The 21,273-nt window shown below is 61.4% G+C and carries 16 protein-coding genes and 1 tRNA gene; 5 read left to right on the top strand and 12 right to left on the bottom strand.

Features of this window, described 5'->3' with window-relative positions; translation table 11 throughout:
- The first annotated feature begins 5 nt into the window (after window positions 1-5).
- Window positions 6-2,657: a DUF4118 domain-containing protein gene (locus SSO01S_RS02225; RefSeq protein WP_066795173.1), complete on the top strand. Its 2,652-nt coding sequence runs from the start codon at window positions 6-8 to the stop codon at window positions 2,655-2,657.
- 291 nt (window positions 2,658-2,948) lie between these two features.
- Window positions 2,949-4,133: a tyrosine-type recombinase/integrase gene (locus SSO01S_RS02220; RefSeq protein ID WP_369404236.1), complete on the top strand. Its 1,185-nt coding sequence runs from the start codon at window positions 2,949-2,951 to the stop codon at window positions 4,131-4,133.
- A gap of 83 nt (window positions 4,134-4,216) precedes the next feature.
- Here SSO01S_RS02220 and SSO01S_RS02215 read toward each other — a convergent pair whose 3' ends face one another.
- From SSO01S_RS02215 to SSO01S_RS02190, 6 genes are all read right to left on the bottom strand, one after another.
- Window positions 4,217-4,672, bottom strand: coding sequence for an NUDIX hydrolase (locus tag SSO01S_RS02215; RefSeq protein ID WP_066794514.1), 456 nt, complete (start codon window positions 4,670-4,672; stop codon window positions 4,217-4,219).
- Window positions 4,647-6,050, bottom strand: coding sequence for a toll/interleukin-1 receptor domain-containing protein (locus SSO01S_RS02210; RefSeq protein WP_066794511.1), 1,404 nt, complete (start codon window positions 6,048-6,050; stop codon window positions 4,647-4,649). Before SSO01S_RS02210 ends, SSO01S_RS02215 begins: the two co-directional genes overlap by 26 nt.
- A 27-nt stretch (window positions 6,051-6,077) precedes the next feature.
- Complete coding sequence (locus SSO01S_RS02205; RefSeq protein ID WP_157073593.1) at window positions 6,078-6,560, bottom strand: hypothetical protein; 483 nt, start codon at window positions 6,558-6,560, stop codon at window positions 6,078-6,080.
- Window positions 6,561-7,008: 448 nt separating this feature from the next.
- Window positions 7,009-8,799, bottom strand: coding sequence for a UvrD-helicase domain-containing protein (locus SSO01S_RS02200; RefSeq protein WP_281178668.1), 1,791 nt, complete (start codon window positions 8,797-8,799; stop codon window positions 7,009-7,011).
- A gap of 83 nt (window positions 8,800-8,882) precedes the next feature.
- Entirely contained in the window at window positions 8,883-11,240 is a 2,358-nt protein-coding gene (locus SSO01S_RS02195) for an ATP-dependent nuclease (protein WP_245646552.1), read from the bottom strand.
- 301 nt (window positions 11,241-11,541) lie between these two features.
- Window positions 11,542-11,751, bottom strand: a complete 210-nt coding sequence (locus SSO01S_RS02190; RefSeq protein WP_066794501.1) for a helix-turn-helix transcriptional regulator — start codon at window positions 11,749-11,751, stop codon at window positions 11,542-11,544.
- 474 nt (window positions 11,752-12,225) lie between these two features.
- On the opposite strand from SSO01S_RS02190, the gene SSO01S_RS17850 reads away from it, so the two are divergent.
- Window positions 12,226-12,456: a sigma factor-like helix-turn-helix DNA-binding protein gene (locus SSO01S_RS17850; RefSeq protein WP_245646551.1), complete on the top strand. Its 231-nt coding sequence runs from the start codon at window positions 12,226-12,228 to the stop codon at window positions 12,454-12,456.
- 63 nt (window positions 12,457-12,519) lie between these two features.
- The gene (locus SSO01S_RS02185) at window positions 12,520-13,413 is read left to right on the top strand and encodes a HEPN domain-containing protein (protein ID WP_066795168.1); all 894 of its coding nucleotides are present in this window, start codon (window positions 12,520-12,522) and stop codon (window positions 13,411-13,413) included.
- Between the two features lie 54 nt (window positions 13,414-13,467).
- On the opposite strand, the gene SSO01S_RS17435 is transcribed toward SSO01S_RS02185, so the two are convergent.
- From SSO01S_RS17435 to SSO01S_RS02155, 6 genes are all read right to left on the bottom strand, one after another.
- Complete coding sequence (locus SSO01S_RS17435) at window positions 13,468-13,644, bottom strand: hypothetical protein (RefSeq protein ID WP_157073592.1); 177 nt, start codon at window positions 13,642-13,644, stop codon at window positions 13,468-13,470.
- A 705-nt stretch (window positions 13,645-14,349) separates the two neighbouring features.
- Window positions 14,350-17,388 carry an NACHT domain-containing protein gene (locus tag SSO01S_RS02180; RefSeq protein ID WP_083942790.1) on the bottom strand — a complete coding sequence of 1,013 codons (3,039 nt, stop codon included), beginning with the start codon at window positions 17,386-17,388 and terminating at the stop codon, window positions 14,350-14,352.
- Window positions 17,389-17,400: 12 nt separating this feature from the next.
- Window positions 17,401-18,432: a pentapeptide repeat-containing protein gene (locus SSO01S_RS02170; protein ID WP_083942789.1), complete on the bottom strand. Its 1,032-nt coding sequence runs from the start codon at window positions 18,430-18,432 to the stop codon at window positions 17,401-17,403.
- Between the two features lie 199 nt (window positions 18,433-18,631).
- Window positions 18,632-18,706 (bottom strand) — tRNA-Glu (locus SSO01S_RS02165).
- Window positions 18,707-18,773: 67 nt separating this feature from the next.
- Window positions 18,774-19,241: a YbaK/EbsC family protein gene (locus SSO01S_RS02160; RefSeq protein ID WP_066794491.1), complete on the bottom strand. Its 468-nt coding sequence runs from the start codon at window positions 19,239-19,241 to the stop codon at window positions 18,774-18,776.
- The gene (locus SSO01S_RS02155; protein WP_066794489.1) at window positions 19,241-20,899 is read right to left on the bottom strand and encodes an MFS transporter; all 1,659 of its coding nucleotides are present in this window, start codon (window positions 20,897-20,899) and stop codon (window positions 19,241-19,243) included. Before SSO01S_RS02155 ends, SSO01S_RS02160 begins: the two co-directional genes overlap by 1 nt.
- A 105-nt stretch (window positions 20,900-21,004) precedes the next feature.
- Between SSO01S_RS02155 and SSO01S_RS02150 the strand changes: the two genes are divergently transcribed.
- The gene (locus SSO01S_RS02150) at window positions 21,005-21,271 is read left to right on the top strand and encodes a DUF6356 family protein (protein ID WP_066794486.1); all 267 of its coding nucleotides are present in this window, start codon (window positions 21,005-21,007) and stop codon (window positions 21,269-21,271) included.
- The last annotated feature ends 2 nt before the right edge of the window (window positions 21,272-21,273 follow it).

Below are 21,273 nucleotides of genomic sequence, written 5' to 3'. Positions count from 1 at the left end.
TGGCAATGGAAAGTCGGCCCTCACCCGAAGCCCTGTTGCGTGCGGCGCAGCGCGAGGCACGCGGCAAGCTCAAAATCTTCCTCGGGGCAGCGCCCGGTGTCGGCAAGACTTTCGAGATGCTGCGTGAGGGCACCGAACGGATGCGGGCAGGCCTGGATGTCGTCGTCGCGGTGGTCGAGACGCACGGTCGCGCCGAGACCCAGGCGCTGACCGAGCCGTTCGAAATCGTCCCGCGACGCGCGATCGAATATCTGGGTCACACGCTGGACGAGATGGACCTGGACGCCGTTCTGGCGCGGCGCCCGGCCCTCGCGCTGGTCGACGAGTTCGCCCACACCAATGTTCCGGGCAGCCGCCATCCGAAGCGCTGGCAGGACGTGATGGAACTGCTCGACGCGGGCGTGGACGTCTATACCACGCTCAACGTCCAGCATGTCGAAAGCCTCAACGATGTGGTGGGAAGCTTCACCAAGGTCCGCGTGCGCGAGACCGTGCCCGACAGCGTGTTCGACGGGGCCGAGATCGAAGTCGTCGATCTGCCGCCCGACGAGCTGATCGAGCGGCTGAAGCAGGGCAAGGTCTATATCCCCGCCGAAGCCAGCCGCGCGCTCGGCCATTTCTTTTCCAAGCCCAATCTCTCCGCGCTGCGCGAAATGGCGCTTCGCCGCGCTGCGCTCAGCGTTGATCAGGCGCTACTTGACGATCTCGCCGCCGGAGCCCTGCCCGGCACCTATGCCGGCGGCGAGCGTGTGCTGGTCGCGGTCAGCGAACTGCCCGGCTCCGATGCCATCGTCCGCGCCGCCAAGCGGCTGGCCGATGCGCTGCGCGCGCCTTGGCAGGCCGTCTACATAGAAACGCCGCGTTCGCAGGGTTTCGACGAGAACCAGAAGCGCCGGATCGCAGACACGCTGCGCCTCGCCGCCAGCCTCGGCGCGACCATCGCCACCCTGCCCGCCGAAAGCGTGATCGAAGGTCTGGCCACCCATATCAATGGTATGCGCGCGACCCAGCTGGTCATCGGAAAATCGGTGCGCAGCTGGTGGTTTGAGCTGCGCCACGGTTCGGTCGTCAGCGCGATGCTGCGCGCAAGCGACGGGCTGGCAGTACATGTCATCCCGGCCAGCGGCGAGGCCGCCCCCGCCGCAACCGCGCCACGACGCGCCGCTGTCTGGGGCAATCCCGCCGGCTATGCGGTCATCGCGGCCAGCGTTGGCATGACGACCTTGCTCGGCAAGCTCCTCGAGCCGTGGATAGGCGCAGGCGGCGTCGATCTGATCTATCTCTTGCCGGTGATCTTCGTATCGGGCCGCTATGGGCTGCGACCGGGGCTTTTGGCCGGAATCGCTTCCGCATTGGCCTATAATTTCTTCTTCCTGCTCCCGCTCTACACCTTCACCATAGCCGATCCACAGAGCGTGCTGACGATGTTCGTGCTGATCGCGATCGCCGCGTTCACCGCGAACCTTGCCGATCGCCTCAAGACGCGCGCGACGCTTGGCGCACGCAGCGCGCAGGAGAATGCGGCCGTCGCCTCCTTCGGCCAGACGCTGGCCCGGGTCTCCGACTGGGACGAGACCAGCCGGATCGTATGCGAGGAGTTCTCGGGACTTCTGGGTGTGCAGGCGATCCTGCTCAATCGCCGCGACGGGAAGTTGGTGCCGGTTGCATCCTGCCCCGATGCAGCGACGCTCGGTCCGGTCAACGAAGCCGCCGCCGAATGGACTTGGGGCCGCGGCGAGCCTGCCGGCGCGGGGACAACCACGCTCAACGCCGCCGATTGGCAGTTCCATCCGCTAAAGACCTCGATCGGCGTACTCGCGGTGATCGGCCTGTCGCGCGAGGACGGTCGCGAGCCGGTCACCGCGGATCGCGCGGTGCTGCTCTCGACGCTGCTCGGCCAGGCTGCGCTCGCGCATGAGCGGCTGCGGCTGGAAGACCAGTTGCGCGAAGTCACCATGCTCAAGGAGCGCGACCGGCTGCGCGCGGCGCTGCTGTCTTCGATCGGCCACGACCTGCGCACGCCCCTCACCTCGGTCGCCACCGCGATCGACGCCATCGCCGCCGAGAGTCCGACATCGCCGGAAGCATCTCTCGCCAAGACCGAAGTCGCACGGCTCCGGCGCTTCCTCGACAATCTAGTCGATATGGTCCGCATCGATTCCGGGGCGCTGAAATTGTCTCCTGAGCCCATCGACCTCACGGACGCGATTGCCAGCGCGGTGCATGACCTGAAAGATCTGCTGCGCGCGCACGCCATCGCGTTCGACGTGCAGCCAACTTTGCCGCTCGTCACCGCTGATCCGACGCTCCTCCACCATATCCTGATCAACCTGCTTGCCAACGCAGCCCAGCATGGCAGCGAGGCCGGCACCATCACCATCATCGGGAGCCGCGAGCCCAACGCCGTCCTCCTCTCGATCCGCGACCAAGGCGCGGGCCTTCCGCATGGCAGCGAAAAGCGGGTCTTCGAAACCTTCGCCCAGGGTCGCGGCGACGACCGCCGGGGCGGGAGCGGCTTGGGGCTGGCGATCGTGAAGGGCTTTGCCGATGCGATGGGAATTGGCGTTTCCGCGTCGAATAACGACGCGGGCGGCGCCTCATTCACTTTAAGGTTCGATGAAACGCTTCTAAAGATGCCGGAAGGTGAAGGCGGATGACAGCCGCCATCCTTCGCGCGTGCTAAAACGATGAGCTGCGGAAGGTCCATGCCTTCGCTTCACCGCGGGCGCTCTGCCAAAAACTGTAAGCCGACGTTGCGATGCAAACGCCTCGATTTCGAGCTTACGTCGTTGGTTTTAGTGAGATGGTGACCCCTACGGATAGCGTTCTGAAATTCCAGGAACCCTCAGGACGGCTCAACCTATTGATCTGAAATGAATTAGTTGAAAACTGTCGGGCCAGCTCGTCCCACAGTTTCTCGCTAAATCCGGGTCAAAACGTGGGACGCGATGTGGGACTTCAGAACGGAGTTTCAGATGGCGTTGACCAGCTTGAGGGTCAAGCATGCCGGACCCGGAAGGCATGCAGACGCACACGGATTATACCTGCTCGTTCGCGAAAGCGGAACACGATCCTGGGTGCTGCGGATGCAGCATGCGGGGCGGCGCCGAGACTTCGGATTGGGGCCTGCACACGACGTATCTCTTTCCGATGCGCGCATTCTCGCCGCGAACATGCGGAAGACGATCCGTGCGGGCCTCGATCCCGCATCGAAGCGCCGAGCGACCCGCAAATCCGCGCCGACTTTCGAGAAGGTCGCGCGCGATTGCTATGACGCGATGAAGGGTGGCTGGAAGGACCAGCGGCATGCTTCGTGGATGTCGAGCTTTGAACGCCACGTCTTCCCGCTTATCGGCAGCAAGGCCGTAACCGCGATCGATAGCGCCGCCGTCCTGACCGTGCTGGAGCCGATCTGGCTGACAATTCCAGATACCGCCAAGCGCGTGCTGCAACGGATCGGCACCGTGCTGGACTATGCTCACATCAAAGGATTGGTGCCGGAAGAGGTGTCGCTGCGCTCGGTGACGCGCGGGCTGCCCCGCCAGACCCACCAAGTAACGCACAGGGCGGCGATGCCGCATGAGGATGCACCAGCCTTCATACGGACGCTTTCGGCTCTCCCATCGACGCTGGGGCGCGACGCACTTCGGCTGACGATTCTCACTGCCGTCCGCTCGAACGAGACGCGCAAGGCAACTTGGGGAGAGTTTGATCTCGAAAGGGCGGTCTGGTCGATCCCGGCGGCTAGGATGAAGATGAAGGAAGCGCACGTCATTCCGCTCGCACCGGCCGCCGTGAAGCTGCTGCGGTCGCTCCGGCAGCGTCACCAGGAACTCCATGGGAAAGTGACGCCGGAAAGCCTGTTGTTCAGTTTCGGAGGCGACAAACCGATCAGCGATATGACCATGCTCAAGGTACTGCGAGACATGAAGGTCGAGAATGCCACCGTGCATGGCTTTCGCAGCACGTTCACCGACTGGGTTGCCGAGTGCACGAACGTCCCGAAAGAGGTTGCCGACAAAGCGCTTGCGCACCGGATCACCAATGCGGTCGAAGCGGCTTACAGACGAACCGACTTTTTCGAGCGGCGGCGAGCATTGATGAGCGATTGGGCAAACTTCTTGCTCGCTTGACGTTGGCCAAAGCTCTGCATGGCATCCAGTGCATAGTCGGCAACCCCGTGTACACACGGCATCGCCCGTGCAAGACGCAGATCCTACACCCGACTGCCGCTCGCCCGGAGCACACGCGCGCCTTCTAGAATCTCCTCGGCGAGCCCGGGGATTGTCCTATAGTCTGGGAGCTTCTCAAGCGGCACCCACGCGAATTCGACGATCTGCCGATTATCGATGGTCACCTGCGCCTCCGGCGAGATCGGGCAAACGAAACGCAAGCCCGGAATGACCCCACCATCGCTTAGTTGGATCGCGTAGGTGCAGAATGGCTGCACTGTGCCGATAGTCAGTCCAAACTCGTCATGCAGATGCGCACGAACCGCTTCATCGAAACTCTGGTTGAGCAGCACTTGACCGCCGCCGCATTCCCAATGGCTGGGGAAGAGCTGGCGCCAGTCGGCACGCTTGCCTAGCAACACCCGGTCGTGCCCCTCAGACGAGATGCACACTCCGGATACATGGGCCTCGATTCTATGGATCCCGTCTTCTCTGGTCATGTCGCGCTCCCAGGGACTTGAGTAACTGTTGCATGCCGAGATCGAATGACCCACGGAAATCTGCATATTTCTTGGGCGCCAGGATCGCCGGGATCTGGCATTCCTCGATCAGCGCTGGCAAGATCGTCACCCGGCGCCTTGCCCATTCGAGCGACTTGGCGCCTTCGAACTCATCGCGGACGAACACTGAGGCGACCGAGGCCGGCGACATCAGCAGGACGAGATAGTCCATGTTGGTCAGGGCGTCGTTGATATAGCCTGGGATCGAATCCCCGACCAGGAGATCGGTCTCGGCGTAGATCACCGCAAAGCCCAGCGCCTTCAAGCGCTCGACGATCCGGCTGGCGGTCGCCTCGTCGCGCGAGGAATAGGAGACGAAGATCTTGGCCGGCGGACTGGCATTGGCCACCATCATGCGCAAATCCTCCAGAGGCGGGTTGACAAAATCGGCGGAGCGGCCTCTCGCGGCGAGGTCTGACGCGCCACGGCAGATGCTGAGCAGCGCCAGCGCGCTGCAAAAGGAACTCGGCTCGGTTGGGCTGCCGGTCACGACATGCGTCCACGCCCTGCCGTCGAGGACGCTGCGCGACAGATAGGCGAGGAAGTAGCGCGAAAGCGGATGCTCGACCCCGAGCAGACGCCGGGTGATCAAATAGAGCGCAGGCGTGTAGACCCGCATGCTGAACGGCGCGGTGGTGAACTCGATCGTGCCATAGTGCCCGAACTCGCTCGAGATGATCCGCGACAAATCGATCTCCCCCAAATCCGCAGCATAGCGCCCGCCCGGTGCCTCGCTCGCCAAACCGAGTAGGCCCGCGCAGATCAGCCGCTCGGTGGCAGTCGGGGATACATAGTTGCGCAGATACGAAGCCGTTAGCTCCAGAGGCGCGACATATTCGACCCTGCCCATCCGGATCAGCCTGCTCATGCAGACGACCGGATAGATCGCATAAGGCAGCCGCTCGTCGAGCGAGCTGCTGAAGCACCAGCCGCCGACGCCAGTCTGGTAGCGCTCGATCGCGGCGTCGACGATCGGCGTCACCGAGCGAATGTCGGCACCGAGCGCGAGCAGGCCGGCGACCAGCTGCCAGGTCGCCCAAGAATTGGGACGCAGGTGGCCGTAGGAATGCGGTCGGCCGTCCTCAATGCGAAAGGCGAGCAATTCATCGATTAGCTGCGCCTTTTCGCTCTCCGACAGCACGCCAAGCGAAGCTAGGACATAGGAAACGATGCCCGAAGTGGTGGCGCTGCGCACGCCAAGCCCGACGGTCTGGGACTCAAAGCCCTGAGGGAGCCGGCAATCGACCTTGAGGAACTGGACCGCGCGCTTGAAATCGACACCGAGCTCGCCGAGAATCCCCGCCGCATCGGTCCGCATCAAGTTGCCCCCACGCCCATCGTCGCGCTAAACCTTCTCGACCGTCACCGGCTCTGCCGGCTCAACTTCTGTCCCCTTGTCCAACGCATTAGCCAGGCCGCGCTCGCGCCAATATATCTTATCGAGACACTCCCCATGCGGCGCACAGAGATCGCAGAGCTGGGTCTGCTGGCACCAGGGCTGCACCTTTTCCGAGTAGCGGCCGACGGTAAGGCACGGCAGCTTTACCCCGAACAGCCGATACAGTATCACCTTGTGACGTTTGGCGCGGCCATAGCGGACCAGCGCGAACGGCCAATGCCTCACGATCGCGCTATCGACCCATTCTTTGTAGGCGCCGAGCAGCAGGAAGGTGGAAAATTCCCAAGGATGGATGTGCGGATCGCCCACATCGTCATTCACGATCAAGTGTATCTTGAGCGAGCCGCGCCAAAGGGGAATACTAAGCCGATAGAGAAAGACCTTCCCCTGCTTGGTGATGATCTTAAACTTCGGTCCGCGAAGCGCCATTTCGGCCCTCGTCTTGCGCGAGCACATGCGCTCGCATCATTCAACATGGTGATTGCGAGCGGAGATGCAATATAGGCGCGCCAAATCCTGTACTCGGCGTGAACAGTTAACCACTGCCCCCGCGCCCGTTTCTCAATCGATCCTGGCCATCATCTGGGCTCGCCCGGATCTGCCGCTAAATCAGCGTTCTCGCAGTCCCCACCGCGCTCTGCTTCCAAGATGCGGGCGCACCTAACGTCACGATTGACTCGATCCTCAAGTCCAGTGCCTCGCTGCCGACCCGGCTGGGGTTCGGGTGGCAAGATGAAAGAATGGCTGCCTTCGGGATCGCCGACGGTTGCCGCGAATGGCCCGAATTGGGTCGCGAAGCAGACCGACAGCTTCCGACCCAATCTCGGCCGCTCGGGGTGATTTTCATCTTACTGAAAGCGGCCATTTTTTGCTACGATTAGGCCAGCACGTCGAGGCCATGTATTGACGCCTGCGGGAACAGGTTCTTCGCGGCGATCGCAGCGCTCGCCGCGGCCACGTCGGGCACGAAAAGCACGACCGCCAAATCCTTCATCGCGCGCGAACAGCAGACGTAGAAGAGACGCCGCGTGCGATCGAGCACCGTCTCCTCGCCCGCATCGATCTTCGCCTGGTCACTGTCCGACAGCGGCGCATAACCGAAGTACTTGCCGTAGGAGTATTGGTGAAAAGCCGCTTCTTCGTCGTCAACGACGACCAGAACGCGCTCAAACTGCGCACCCTTCACGCCGTGATGGGTCGCGAACGGCGATTCTTCGGTGAAATAGCGCCGATAGGCCCAGAGCTCATCGATCTGGCAGGCGAGGAAAGCCTGTATGTTGGAGAAGCCGCTGCTGCCGTCATCAACCGGCTCGTCCACCAGATGCGGCCCAAACCGGTCGTCGAGGCGCAGCAATTGGGTGTCGCGGACATGCCGCATCAGCTGTCGCACCGTGGCTTGTGACCCATCCGCGAGCATCTCGACCAAAGCGTCGAGCGCCTTTTGAAGACCGGTCAGGATCGGAGCCGCCGGCAATCCGCGCAGACGCTCCGGTTCGAGCCTTGGGCTTTCGCTGCGCAGGATCGACATGACGGTGAAGCGGTCACCCCCGCGAGCGGCCATGACCAAAGGCAGAATATGCTGCGCGACCGGTCGTAGCGGCCAAGCGGAGCCATCGGCGATCCCTTCGCTGAGGCTCATCGGCGCACGGTCGTTGAGCGCGGAATAGAGGTTTGGAAATCCAAGCCGCGTTGCCGCCATGCGATGCACCAGCACCAGCAGCCGAACATCGCCCTCGGGTGCGTCGCTCAGCCAGAGCGCGTCGTCGGTCTCTCCGGCGAGCCATGTTCGGACCGCAGCGAGGCGGGCACTGCGCTGATCGTCGGCCGGGAGAACGAAGAGATTTGCGGTGCCGACGATGGGCTGCTCGACATCGCCGACCTTGATCCGGCGGCCGCGGGTCTGAACTAGGCCGTCGCCCGCGGCCCGGATCGCATTGACCACACCGAGGACAGAGGTTGGGCAGCGAAAGTTCTCAGGCTTGCTGATCTCAGCCCAGCCAGCGCCGAGCGCGACGGCACCGGTGCCGCTCATGTAGATCTTCTGCATGGGGTCGCCGAAGAAGCCGACACACAGGCGCGGCTGCTCGGCCTCGATCGCGCGCAGCGCTTCGACGACTTCGGGATTGGTGTCCTGGCTTTCGTCGACAAAAATGAACGGAAAGCGGCTGGCGAAGACACGTCGCAGCAGCGGATGGGCGCCAACGCAATAGGGCGTCAGCTTCAACACATCGTCATGGCCAAGAATACCTTCGGCATAGCTGCTGCCGGTGCCGTAGATGAACTTTTCGACGGCGCCGATCGCGGCGAGCTGGCCTTCGAGCTCGGCGATCTCGACCTCCAGCCGTGCCTTGGTTCGCGCCTGCGTGCGCGGCCTATCGTAATGTTCGCGGCGCTCAGCGATCTTCTCCTCAATGCGGATGCCGACCCAGGTTGCGATATCGCTCTGGAATGGCCGGATCACCGACCACAGGAAGCTGTGGATCGTGGAGATGTGGAACAGCGGCGAGACGCCGACATCATCGGAGATCTCGCCGACTGCGACCTCGGTATACGTGATGCAGGCAATTTGCTGCCCCGCGCGGCGCAGCGCCGGACCTCGGGTCCGGGCAAGGTGATCGAGCGCCTTGATCAACGAAGTTGTCTTGCCCGAGCCGGCGCCCGCAACCATCACGAACGAGCGCGGGATTTTGCGGTCGAGGCAGGCGCGGACCTCGATGTCCGCCGGCGTGTCGGGGCTGCCGATGCGGCTGGTCACGCGGCAACCTCGCCATCCGGCTCAGGCGCGGCAAGGGCGTCGGCCCCGGCGCCAGCCACCTCTTCCGCGTCCGCCTCGTCGTCGGGCTCGGGCTCGGGGTCCGGGGGTGCGATTTCCGCTTCGAGCCAGCGAAGGCCGTCAGCGATGTATTCCGGCACAACCCAAGTTGTTGGGTCTTCGGCGAGCAACGCGAGGGCGAAGTCGGTCTTGCTGAAGCTTTTCGCCTGAACGCGCTTGTGAATGCGGCGAGCCAGCTCGCCGAGATCCTTCTCATCATTCTTGGCGATGCGGAGCTGGAGCGGCTTTCGATCCTTGTGCTGGCACCAGTCGAGATTCTCGAGCGCGAACGCTTCCTCGAGCGTGCGGCCTGCCAACGAGAGTGTGTCGCCACCCCAAGTCACATCGGTGCGGCATTGATAGGCAACGCGCACAAGGGCATCGTTGTCGTTGGCACGCGCCTGCGTCTTGTCGTCGGCAGTCGCCTCCCACAGCGCTGCGATGGTGCCGCATTTCGGGAGCCATTGCAGAAGCGTCTGATTGGAGGTCGCCGCTCCCGGATGACCGGCGATGCACGCCTTGCCCGGCTTTTCAGCCGGTAGCTGACCGGCCGCTTCCCCGTCTTCGTCCTCGTCTTCATCTGCGTCCGCCACGGCGGCGTCCTCAGCGCCCTGCACAGCGCCGCCTCCTGCGGGTGCAGGCGCCTCGACACCTGCCTCCGGCTCAGCCGGCGGGCCGAAGACACTGTCGAGATCTGTGATGATGAGAGTGGTGAGACCGAGGAATTCGATCAGCGCCTTGAAGCGATAGCCGAACGCGCCCCCGATCTCGAGGATCGTCAGATAGGTCGACTGGAGCCGCGGCGCGGCGGTTTCGATCATCTGTGGCAATAGCAATCGCTCGACATTGCCTTCAACGAGGACGGCGGCATCGGCGAAGAAGAGATCGCAATGCGCGAGCTTGAGGTAGCGTTCGAGGAAGGTGCGAACGTCGGGATCGGTGCTGTCATAGAAGACGGAGAGATTGAGCACGTCCGAAGTCGAGGTCGCTTCTGTCCGGCCGCGCCGGAAATAGCGGATTGGACGAAAGCCGCGCTCATAGAGAATATGAGTCGAATGCGTGGTGACGACGACCTGGCTCGTATAGGCGGTGCGTTCAGCGCCCTTGAGCGCAAGGATGTCCATGACCTTGCGGATGAAGGCCTGCTGTAACTGGGCGTGGAGATGCGCCTCGGGCTCCTCGATGAAGATCAGATGGACCGGCGGGCGGTCCTCCTCGATTGCCAGCCACTGGGCGTGCAAGTCGAGAAGCTCGACCACCATGAAAATGAGGTTCTTAAATCCCAGCCCATTGTAGCGGTCGGGCAGCGTCGGTGGATCGGGCGCGCCATCATCTGGACCCAGCGCGTAGTGGACCAGCGCGCCGTCGCGGCTGCTCATAATTTGCGCGGGATCGAGCGCCGATCGTATCATCATCCGCGGGTTCGACAGTCCTGGATAGCCGAGCTTGGCGAGGCTCCTGAGAGTAGGCTCGAACACGCGCTCGAGATGCTCATTGAGCGAAACCTCGGACGCGGCGAGCGCCCGGAGGGCGTCGAGATCCTCACCCCTTTGCTCAAGATTGCGGCCGTAGAAGCGACTGAGCACGCGCGACAGGTCCTCCGCCCGGGCGCCTCCGGGACTATCCGACAAGTGACGCTGGGCATTGAGGAAATCGATCCGGAGAATGCTGTTCAAAATCTCGCGTCCGCTTTGATCTCGTCCAGCGAGCGATGCCGGAACATATTCCGCTTCGGCGACCATATTGGCGTCGAACTTCGCCGGATCGAGCACGAAGTAGCGTAGCTCATATTCGTCGTTCAGATGATTGCGCAGGTAATCGCGTAGGTGGCGTGGCGCCGGGTCGAACACCGGCACATCGTGCTCGTCCTTATCAACTGCGGCGAGGGCGCGTTCGCGGGCTTCGGTATATCTCGCGCGGGTGGCCTCGGGATCGATCGGAGCATAGGCGACTCGCATCCCGACAAGCGTGCTTTCCCACGCGAGGCTCGGCAGCAAATCGATCGCGCGATGGACGTCCTCAGCGCCGATCTCCAGCCAGACATCGACTTCCACGGTCGGCAGCGCAGCGCCTTCCTCACCGGCGCCGAACGCGACGATACTCGGCCACAACTCCGCGCTAAAATCGTGGATGTTGAAGCGACCATGCCCGGTGAAAAGCTGAAGCGCGTGCCCCACCGAGGTCTTTCCACTGTTGTTGGCGCCGACGAAAATCGAAATATCGGAAGCGAGATCGATGACGACATCCTGCAACCTACGAAAGTTGCGGACAGCCAGCTTCTTCAAATGCATCCTCATCCCCCGCGTTCGCGTCTTGCCGACGCTTCACGCAAGCCGACAACAGGCCCGTATGTTAGCTCCATTCTCGATATCGGGCGAGAAGGGTGATTGTGGATATTGCGGTCAGATTGGATGGTCATCGCGTTGATGACAGGTTTAGGCTTGGTTCCTGACGTCCGCTATCGACACAATGACACTCCGAAAGAGGACAGTCGCAATGTCCCCATCGTCGGCCTCTCCAACTCCTGCCCGAAGCGATGAACGAATGGCGGGTTTGAGGATCGCGCTTGGCCGACCTGATCGGCTAAAATTGGGGCGCTTACCTGTCGTCGCGAAAGGCCTCGTAGGACATCGGATTTCGCAACCAGGCGGCAATCGCTGACTCACGCCATCCCGCGCACCGGGTGCTGATGGCGATCTGTTTCGGGAAGCGACCGTCTGCAATCCGCCGGTAGAGCGTCGATCGGCTGAGACCCGTGCGTTCGAGAACCGCGTCAAGTCGCAAGATGCGGTCGATACTGTCGGTCATAAAACGCCTCTTGGTTTGACGGCTCCTGCATCTCACGTCGCCGTAGTCACACAAGCAAAACAGTTGACCGTCGAACTGTGGGTTAGAGGAACAAGCCGTGGCGTAGCTTCCTTGGGCGCGCACTCAGGGTCATGGCGTCCCGCGCTGGCGCACGGCCGCGCTCTACGGCGCTGCGCGCCGCCGAGTCGCTGCGCGTCTCGGCCCGTTCGGGTAACGATCACTGACGCGGCGCCGGATCTTCGATCCGGCATGCGGACATCGCTGCGCGATGGCGCCCGTTGCGGCCGCGGCCAAGGGGGTGGGCGCCGCTACCCTCTAGTCCCGCCGCGGCGTGCCGCAACCCGGCTGCGCCGGGTCCTCCGCTTCGCTGCGGCCCTGCGGGTGCGGCCCGCCTCTGCCGGCGGGACTGCCGGTTCGCTCCTTGCCCACCCCCTTTTCCGGGGCCGTGTCGGTTTGAAGGAAGGAGGAAGGAAGATGAGGTGGAGGTTCTGGCGTCGGGCTCCGCGCATCAGCCCCGAGCTGGCCCGGATGGAGCGCACCGTGCTGCAAATGGACCCCGTCACGCGCGAGGTATTCTTGCTGCATCGGCTCAATAGCCTCGGCTATCGCGAGATCGGTGAACGGCTGGCAATCGACCTGCCCGAGGTAGAGCGGCGGATCGCCGATGCCATGTGCTGTCTGATGCAGGCCAGCGCCGAAGGCTAAACCCACGCGGACGCGATAGGCCTTGCCTTCGCGTCCGCGCATGCCACAGGTTCAGGTACAATGTTGCGGACCTCTCTCGACCATCTTCCAGCCTCGCGGCAGCGCGAACTTGCCCATGTCGCGCGCGTACTGGTCGAGGAGTTCGAAGCCGCGCACGCGATCGGCACCAAGGACTGGAAGAAGGCCCGTCGCATCTTCAAGATCGTCCTGTACGGCTCATTCGCGCGCGGCGACTGGGTTGACGACCCTATCGGCGGCTACCAGTCCGATTACGACATACTCATTGTCGTCAATGACGAGCGCCTGACCGAGTTCGAATTTTGGTCCGCCGCCGAGGACCGGCTGATGCGTGATACGACCATCACCAAGGCACTCAGCGCCCCTGTCAATTTTATCGTGCATTCGCTCACCGATGTGAACGCGCAGCTTGAGAAAGGGCGACCGTTCTTCGCCGATATCGTGAGCCAGGGTATCGCGCTCTGCGAGGCCGAGGGGTTCCCCTTCGCGCAGCCCCGCGACCTGCCGCCCGAGCAAGCGCGCATCGAGGCTCAGCAGCACTTCGACAAGTGGTTTCCCAGCGCAGATGCCTTCCTTGCATCGGCTCGCTTCCTGACGGAGCGTGGCGATAGGAATGAGGCAGCTTTCAATCTCCACCAATCAGCGGAGCGCTTCTATCATTGCGCGTTACTCGTTTTGACGCTCTACAGCCCCAAATCCCACAAGCTGAATTTCCTCCGCTCGCATGCCGAGGAAATCGCCCCCGAGTTGATCGCGGCGTGGCCTCGCGCGGACAAATTCAGCCGCCGCTGTTTCGAGTTGTTGCGGCAGGCCTACGTGAATGCGCGCTACTCGCCACATTACGAGATCACCGAGGAGGAATTGCGCTGGCTGGCCGAACGCGTCACGGCTTTGCAAGGACTGGTCGGTCAGGTGTGCGAACGCCGCTTGTCAGCGTAAGCCTCGCGCACTCGATTTCACGAAGAGTCTGATCGTCCTCGTAGCGGTTTTGCGTCACGCGGTCGCGACCAATCCGATCGCATCCCCGAGCTCTTCATTCGGCAGTGCGTTACCATAGCGCTCTTTCATGCTGTGGAAGTCGATGACTGCGCGCTCAAGATCATTGGCCGCGAACAGGTGGTGATCCCCGTTGTTGTCCTGCGCCCAAACCATGAAAGCTTGTTCTTCCATCGACCATCCTGCAGCTGACCTCGGGCGATCAAATCAGAAACCAGCGTCTCGCGGTAGTGATCCAGGATCGCGGGAATTTGGCCTCGGGTCGTCCCTGGAGAGGGCGGTCTGGGTGGACGGCAAGATAAAAGCGCCGCCGTCGGTCTGGGCGCATATGGTTGTATAACTTGCAGAATATCCGCCGCCTCCGGGTGCAGGGCGCCGTCGCTACGCGCAAATTTGCGAGAATTTCCAACACTTTTCGCGCTGGCAGGACCGCCGATTGTACGCTGCCGTTTCTTGGTGAGAGGCCGGTTAGAGGACGGCGAGATAAAAGCACCGCCGTCTGCTGGTGTGCAAATGGTGGTGGAGATTGGCGAATTTAGGCCGTCTCCGCGCGGGGCGCGCCGTCGCCTCCGGTGAATTCGCAAGTAAAATCAACAACCTTAGCGCTGGCAGTACCGCCGATTGTACGCTGCCTTTGTTGCTGAAACGGCTGATTGGAGGACGGCGAGATAATGCAGCGCCATCGACTGGTTTGAATATGCTTGGCTTTCAACGCAGATTTGCAACGCGCTCTAAACTACCGGCCGTCGGCCGCGCCGTAATTTCCTTGGGAAGCAAAAGCAGACGAGGTGGCGGTTCACTATTCGCCACCGGATGGCGAGAGCATTGCGAGCGAAAGCCTCCGATGCCTGTCGCCCATCACGCCAATGCGCTTGATAATCACTGACTGGCGGCGGGCTTCGATTTCTTCGGTCGGCGCGGGCGCGGCGGTTCAACCCCAATAAGCGATCTCAGGATCCTTTCCGCGAGGTCGTATAATTCACCCCGATGCATGCCCCGGTGGCGAGCGTCCAAGCTAGCCTCTCGAAGATAACCAATAGCGTCGCCGACTGCCGAGGAAGGAGGCATACTTCCACCGTAGTTGCCGCGGAAGCGGTCTACCATCTCGTAGAGATTGCGCTCCATCCTATGCGCCATGTCGTAGCGATCACGGTCACGAAGCGTGACTACACGTTCGAGATAATCCATGGGCCCGTTTCCATACCGAACCCGGTGATCATAGCGCATATGTCTAAAGCCGATTGATGGATTAGCATGGGCGCCATTCAGGCCTATCATGGCCGTAAGGATGATATTCTCGAGTTCTAGCGCCGTAACCTGGCTATCGAGAGCCAGTAGCGCCTCTTCCAAATGCGTGCTTAGGCCGCGAACGTCACTTAAAAGAATGGGCGCGATGGGCGGGTACCCTATCTCTGTTCCTTCCTTGTCGTCCCGCCGAACGTCGAGCCTTGAGAGCCCGCGACGAGCATATGCCCAGTCGATAACGACGTCTCCGGCAAGGACGATGTGGAGCGTACGCAGCAAGGTCGCGGACGCTAATCTCACTGGGCGGGCGATTGGCGCGGCATGAACCTCCAGCCGGCGCGTTAGCGCTACCGCTACGAAGAGGAGGCCCGACGCGTAATTCGCGAAGCTTTCTAAGTCGCTTGTAGTAGAGCGGCGCTGCTGTGGGCTGCCGGAAACCTCCCCCAGTAAGCCGCCTGCGGAAAACGCGTGAAGCAACTCCTCCATTCGCTCGAGCTTGGCGAGCAAACTTCCGGGCATCTCATCCGGGTCAAAGTCGCCTGCTTTATTAATGTTGCTAAGGAAGGCTTGAAAACTGTCGAGCATCGGCTCGAGCATCTCTTGAACCTCAGCGGTCAGAAGCCGCATCGAGAACAGGGCAGAGAGAGCGGAAGTCGCTTCCTTGACGCTCATCCGCCACGACTTCTCAGTGCCGCCCCATTCAGTAACCTTAAAGCAAGCCTCTTCGATTCGTGTCGCGATAGTCTCTGCCGCGAAATACTCTGAAAAGCTTTTGTGCACGAATTCGAAGCCCGTCTCCTCTCCCTTCGTGAGTTCAGGCTGGTTGACGATGGTGACGTCCGCCAGCTCTGACAGGTCGGATTCTGTCGCCTCGGGGAGAATTGAGCGGAGGATCGGCAGACCTTCAGTGACGTCAAGCGCCTCACGGCCCGTGCTGTACATCTCCCATGCTATGGCGCGGACAAAACGGCGCATCTGATCAGGAGAAAGGCGATTGCGCCCGCCCGTCTGGTCGTCCTGGCGAAGTGCGGTGTCGGCAACGATCGACCTGTAGAGAACAGCCTTCTCGACTTGGTTGGCTTTTTTGGGGTCTAGGTCGATCGATCCAGACGTGTGGGCGCGAGCGACGAGGTGAAGGGTGAGAGGCCACGACACGAGATGCTCAAGAGGCGAACTATTGTGTCCACGACCGCCCTGTTCGGCGACCAGCGTCTCAGGGAAGAAATTCTGAACCGTGTCTAGCTCATGTTGGTCGCGCCACTTTTTACTCCACGCTGCAATCCGAGCGCGATCAAATGGCTGCAGCGAAATCAGATGGGCGCCCATCGGAAGGCCGTTGCCGTTAGGAAACAGCGTGTCACGACCCGAAACTATGGCTTTGGCATGCCGCAAAGGCCCCGTTGACAGATCCTCCTTCAGAGCATTGAAGAATTCGCGGAGCTTCGCCCGGCTCGCCATGACGAGCTCGTCGAAACCATCAAGAATTAGTACAAGATTTGGTACTGAGGCGAGATCGGCAACCTTGTCGATTAGTCCAAGCGCTTGTAGCTGAGACTCGATGAAGCCCCGTATGTCACCGCTCTCCTGGAGCCGACGAAGCCTCAGGAAGACAGGGTGGACATTGTCATTTGCGGCAAGTTCGCTGGCGAGAATCCGACACAATGTTGACTTGCCGGACCCTGGACCGCCCGCCAACAGGATCAGATCGTCCCCCTCAGTGCGATCGCTTATGAGCGTTCCGACCAAGCCCGCGACGTCGGTGATGATCGGCGGCTCAGATTTCTGCTTAACGCCGGCGACCTGATACGACGCGAGCGGCTGAACGAACACCTTGCGGACGCCAAAATTCTCCGCGAACATGGTGTCCTTGCCGTCGGGCAGTTCCGACAGTGTTCGCCGATATGTTTGCCACATGTCCTTCTTGCGCTGGCTCATTTCGGTGTTTGCGCGAAGCCAGTCTCTGAGCGCCACCGAGATGCCGTGGACATCGTCGTTGACGACGGTGCGGGGCGCACTTTGTTGTTCGTAATTGAGATAGGATGTCACGGACCGGACCGCGAGCAAACCGCTAGTGAGCCAGTTTTTGTATTCAGTGATAGCGACCTCGGTCGACGGACTGAATTCCCTTGGGCCTTTCCAGCCAGTGAGAATGTGCCCGAGCATGGTCGCCACGCTTCGATACTGTTCCAAGTAATAGTCGCCGAGTTGCGAGACCGGGTTGATGGTCAAAGTATATGGAACGTCAAGGCTAAGACAATGCTCGGCGACTCGGTTAAGATCTTGATGTGGCAATCGCGCCTTCTCGGGACGAATAGGTGCGTCTCGAACCTCAGGGTCGAACTTGATCGCGACTACCGCTTCCTCGAGTCCTTTCAGGAATGCGCGCTGGACAGACACATAATGGAGAATTGCAAATCGCTCTAACGAGTTGATCGCGGAGACGTGGATTGCCGAGCCGGAAGAATCGTCGAGAAGTCGTTCGGCGGCGGATATTCCTACTGCAATCTCCCCCGACATCCGTCGCTGGAATTCAAGCGCGCTTGTACTTGGATCAATCTTTATGATGTTCCGAAGAACATCGACAAGACGATGGATATCGACCGAAAAGTCGTTTCTCGGCAGTTTGTCGTCGACAATGCCGGCGATCGACGTCGCGTTGATCCGTAATGGCATGGGAACCTTCCGTCAGCCAAGGTGCTGAACAATGAATGCTGTTTGTTGGATTACAGCGCGTATGAGAAGGAAGCTGCTAAGCGCGCCGCCGATCAGGAGCGAAAACGAACACACTACGCGAAGGACAGGGCTATGCCAGCTTGCAATATCGTAAAAGAGTTCAGTCTTGTTAAGTTCATGGCACCACCTCTCGCGGCTGAATTCAACGATCCGTGCTGGACAACCTAGAAAGCTGGTAGCGGCGATCGCCAGGAAAACGAAATTCAGAAGGACGAGCATTTGCGTCCAGCTGGGATTCGCATGAGGAAGAGTTGTCGTCGCGCTGATCCCCCCGATATGCACGAGCGCTGCGCCGATGACATCAATCGCTGAATTGTACCACGCGATCACGTTCAGATAGAGAACGGTTAGCGTCAGAGACACATAGGCTGGTACGAAGATCCTGATGGCAGCCAAGACCCGTAGCCGGTCCCAGCTTAGCCAACGATCCACCCAGCGCACCGCGTTCCGATCGACTGTGACCGATTGCCGCCCCGGATCAGAAACGGCCAGGTGAGCGAGGCGAGCAAGCGTTGGGCTCGCTCCGAACCGGGCCCCGTCGATGCTGCGAGCCATGATCCGTGTTCGCCGTGTCGAGGCCGTCCGAAAATCAGCATTATCGAGTTGGCAGTCTTCGAAAGTGGCATCATCAAGATTGCAGTTTGCAAACTGCACATGACTCATGTTGCATCGGAGAAAATGGGATTTTCGGAGATCGGCCCCCGACAGGTCAGCACCGGATAGGAGCAAATCGGAAATAATGGCCGATCGCGCCTCAATGACCATTCCCATATTTTCGTTGCGCCATTGCGCAATCGCACCGGCGCCAGCCCGCAGGAGCGCATCTCCGCTTTCCTCGACCTTCATGATCCCCCCTGAAAGATTTATTGCAGCGCGCAACGACATGCGCAATCGCGAATCATCATGGGCGTAAGCAAGATCTTCGGCACTGAAGCGAAGCTTCAGTGTGCGGATGAAGGGCGGGATTCTTGATTCACTGTCCATACAGTTCGGGCTCTAACGCAACCTACGAGCCGCCGTCAGGCAAGCAGTTCAGAGTAAGTTTCGCCTGGGCATCATTATGGCCGCTCAAGACATCTCATCGCGAGCCAGAAGAGCTTCAAAATTCTGTGGGACGAAATGTGGGATGCAATCTGCGCACATCGTCCAAAACGGCGCTGCTCCGCCATTTCCCGCTTGACGATGGTGACCCCTACGGGAATCGAACCCGTGTTTCAGCCGTGAAAGGGCCGCGTCCTAACCGCTAGACGAAGGGGCCGTCCGGGTGGAAGCGCCGGTTAGGGAAGGATCGGCTTCGGGTCAAGCGCTCCAAACGCAAAATCGCTTCATTCGGGCAATTTGCACACGTCCACCCAGCGCAGCGAAACCAGCGCCGCCAGCCGCTCGGGCGCAACTTCCACAGATGCAGTGCGCGATCCTCCAGCTGGAAACACCGTCTCGAACGCGCGGATCGATACGTCGCAATAGACCGGCAGATCGGTCTTGAGCCCAAAGGGGCACACGCCGCCCACCGGATGCCCGGTCAGCGCCTCCGCCGTTTCGGCATCCAGCATCTTGGGCCGCCCGCCAAACTCGGCCTTGCACTTCTGGTTATCGAGTCGCGCATCGCCGCGCGCGACGACGAGCAGCACCGTGTCGCCCACCCGCAGCGCCAGCGTCTTCGCGATCCGCGCGGGTTCCACGCCCAGCGCGGCGGCTGCATCCGCCACAGTCGCCGTGCTCGCCGTACCTTCGATCAGCCGCAATTCGGGCGCGTGCGCCGCAAGCCAGGTGCGCGCGGATTCTGCGCTCATCAATCCTCGATTCGTCGTTTTCTTGTCTCGGGCAGCAGGAACAAGCCGATGACTAGGGTCACACCCGCCGCTACGACGGGATACCAGAGCCCGTAGTAAATGTCGCCGGTGGCAGCGACCATTGCAAAGGCCGTGGCGGGCAGGAAGCCGCCGAACCAGCCATTGCCGATATGATAGGGCAGCGACATCGACGTGTAGCGGATCCGGCTGGGGAAGAACTCGACCAGCAGCGCGGCGATCGGCCCGTAGACCATCGTCACCAGCAGCACGAGCACGAACAGGATGGCGATCACCGCCGGCTTGTTGATCTCCGCCGGGTCCGCCTTTGCCGGATAGCCAGCCGCCAACAGGGCATCTTTCACCCGCGCCTGATAATCGCCGATCGCCTTGGCATCGATCGGCCCCTCGCGCGGGTTGGGCGCGGGCAGCAGCATGTTGCCGACATGGATCGTCGCCGTCCCGCCGGGCACCGCTTCCACGCTCTTATAGCCGATACCCTGCTTGGCCAGCAGCGCCTTGGCGATGTCGCAACTCGTCGAATCGAACTTGTTCTTGCCCACCGGATCGAACTGGAACGAGCATTCGCCCGGATCGGCCATCACCGCCACCGGCGCGTCGCGCAGCGCGTGCGCGAGCCGGGGATTCGCGGCCTCGGTCAGCATGCCGAACAGCGAGAAATAGCTGAGCGCCGCGAGCGCGCAGCCACTCATGATGATCGGCTTGCGCCCGATCTTGTCAGAGAGCCAGCCGAATACGAGGAAGAAAGGCGTGCCCAGCGCCAGCGCGATCGCGATCAGGATGTTGGTCGTCGCGCCATCGACCTTGAGCGTCTTCTCCAGGAAGAAAAGCGCATAGAATTGCCCCGTGTACCAGACCACCGCCTGGCCGACCACGGCGCCGAACAGCACGATAAGCACCAGCTTGAGATTGCCCCAGCGCAGGAACGCTTCGGTCAGCGGCGCCTTGGACGTCGAACCCTCTTCCTTCATCTTGAGGAATACCGGGCTTTCGTTGAGCTGCATGCGGATCCACAGCGACACCCCCAGCAGCACGATCGAGATGAGGAACGGCACGCGCCAGCCCCAATCGGCAAAGGCCGCCTCGCCCATCAGCGTGCGCGTGGCGATCACCACCAGCAGCGCCGCGAACAGGCCCAGCGTCGCGGTCGTCTGGATCCAGCTTGTATAAAGGCCGCGCTTCCCCTGCGGCGCATGTTCCGCGACATAGGTCGCCGCGCCGCCATATTCGCCGCCCAGCGCGAGGCCCTGGAGCAGCCGCAGCCCGATCAGGATCATCGGCGCGGCGATGCCGATCTGGGCATAGCTCGGCAGCAGCCCGACGCAGAAGGTGGAAAGGCCCATGATCGCCATGGTGACGAGGAAAGTGTTCTTCCGACCGACCAGATCCCCGATCCGCCCGAAGACGAGCGCGCCGAACGGCCGTACCGCAAAGCCTGCCGCGAACACGGCCAGCGCGAAGATGAAGCCGGTGGTCTCGTTCACGCCCGAGAGGAAATGCGACGTGATGTACGCGACGAGCAGGCCGTACAGGTAAAAATCATACCATTCGAACACGGTGCCGAGCGAAGACGCCGCTATCACCAGCTTCTCGTTGCGCGTCGCACGGTGGTGCTTCGGCAGTTCCGCCTCTTCGGCCATCCTCTCGGTCCCCCTTATCATTGTTAGCGCTAACCAAGCACAGGCACCCCGATCGAGAAAGCCCCAATGCTTTCAATCTGAGCTTTAGGGGCCTAAAGCCGGGCTATGATCGATCGCTTCTTCCTCTCCCACCCGCGCAGCGTCGGCGAAAGCTATGCCGAGCATGCCACCACCGCGTCCCGATTCGGATTTTCGATGATCCTGGGCGGCGCAGCATGCGTAGTCCATGCGGTTTTCCCGGCCTTGTTCGTCCGCACCGCGAGCGACACGGTCAAAAAGCTCTACGGGCAGATGAAGGCGCGCCAGCCCAATTTCTCGCAGGAACGTCCGGCGTTTCAGCAGCCGGAATGGCAGATCGAGTACGAGATCTGATA

Origin of the sequence: Sphingomonas soli NBRC 100801, from assembly GCF_001591025.1 — a bacterium.
Lineage (GTDB): Bacteria > Pseudomonadota > Alphaproteobacteria > Sphingomonadales > Sphingomonadaceae > Sphingomonas > Sphingomonas soli.
The sequence above is the reverse complement of the archived record's forward strand: the minus strand, read 5'-3'. Positions and strand labels throughout refer to the sequence as shown.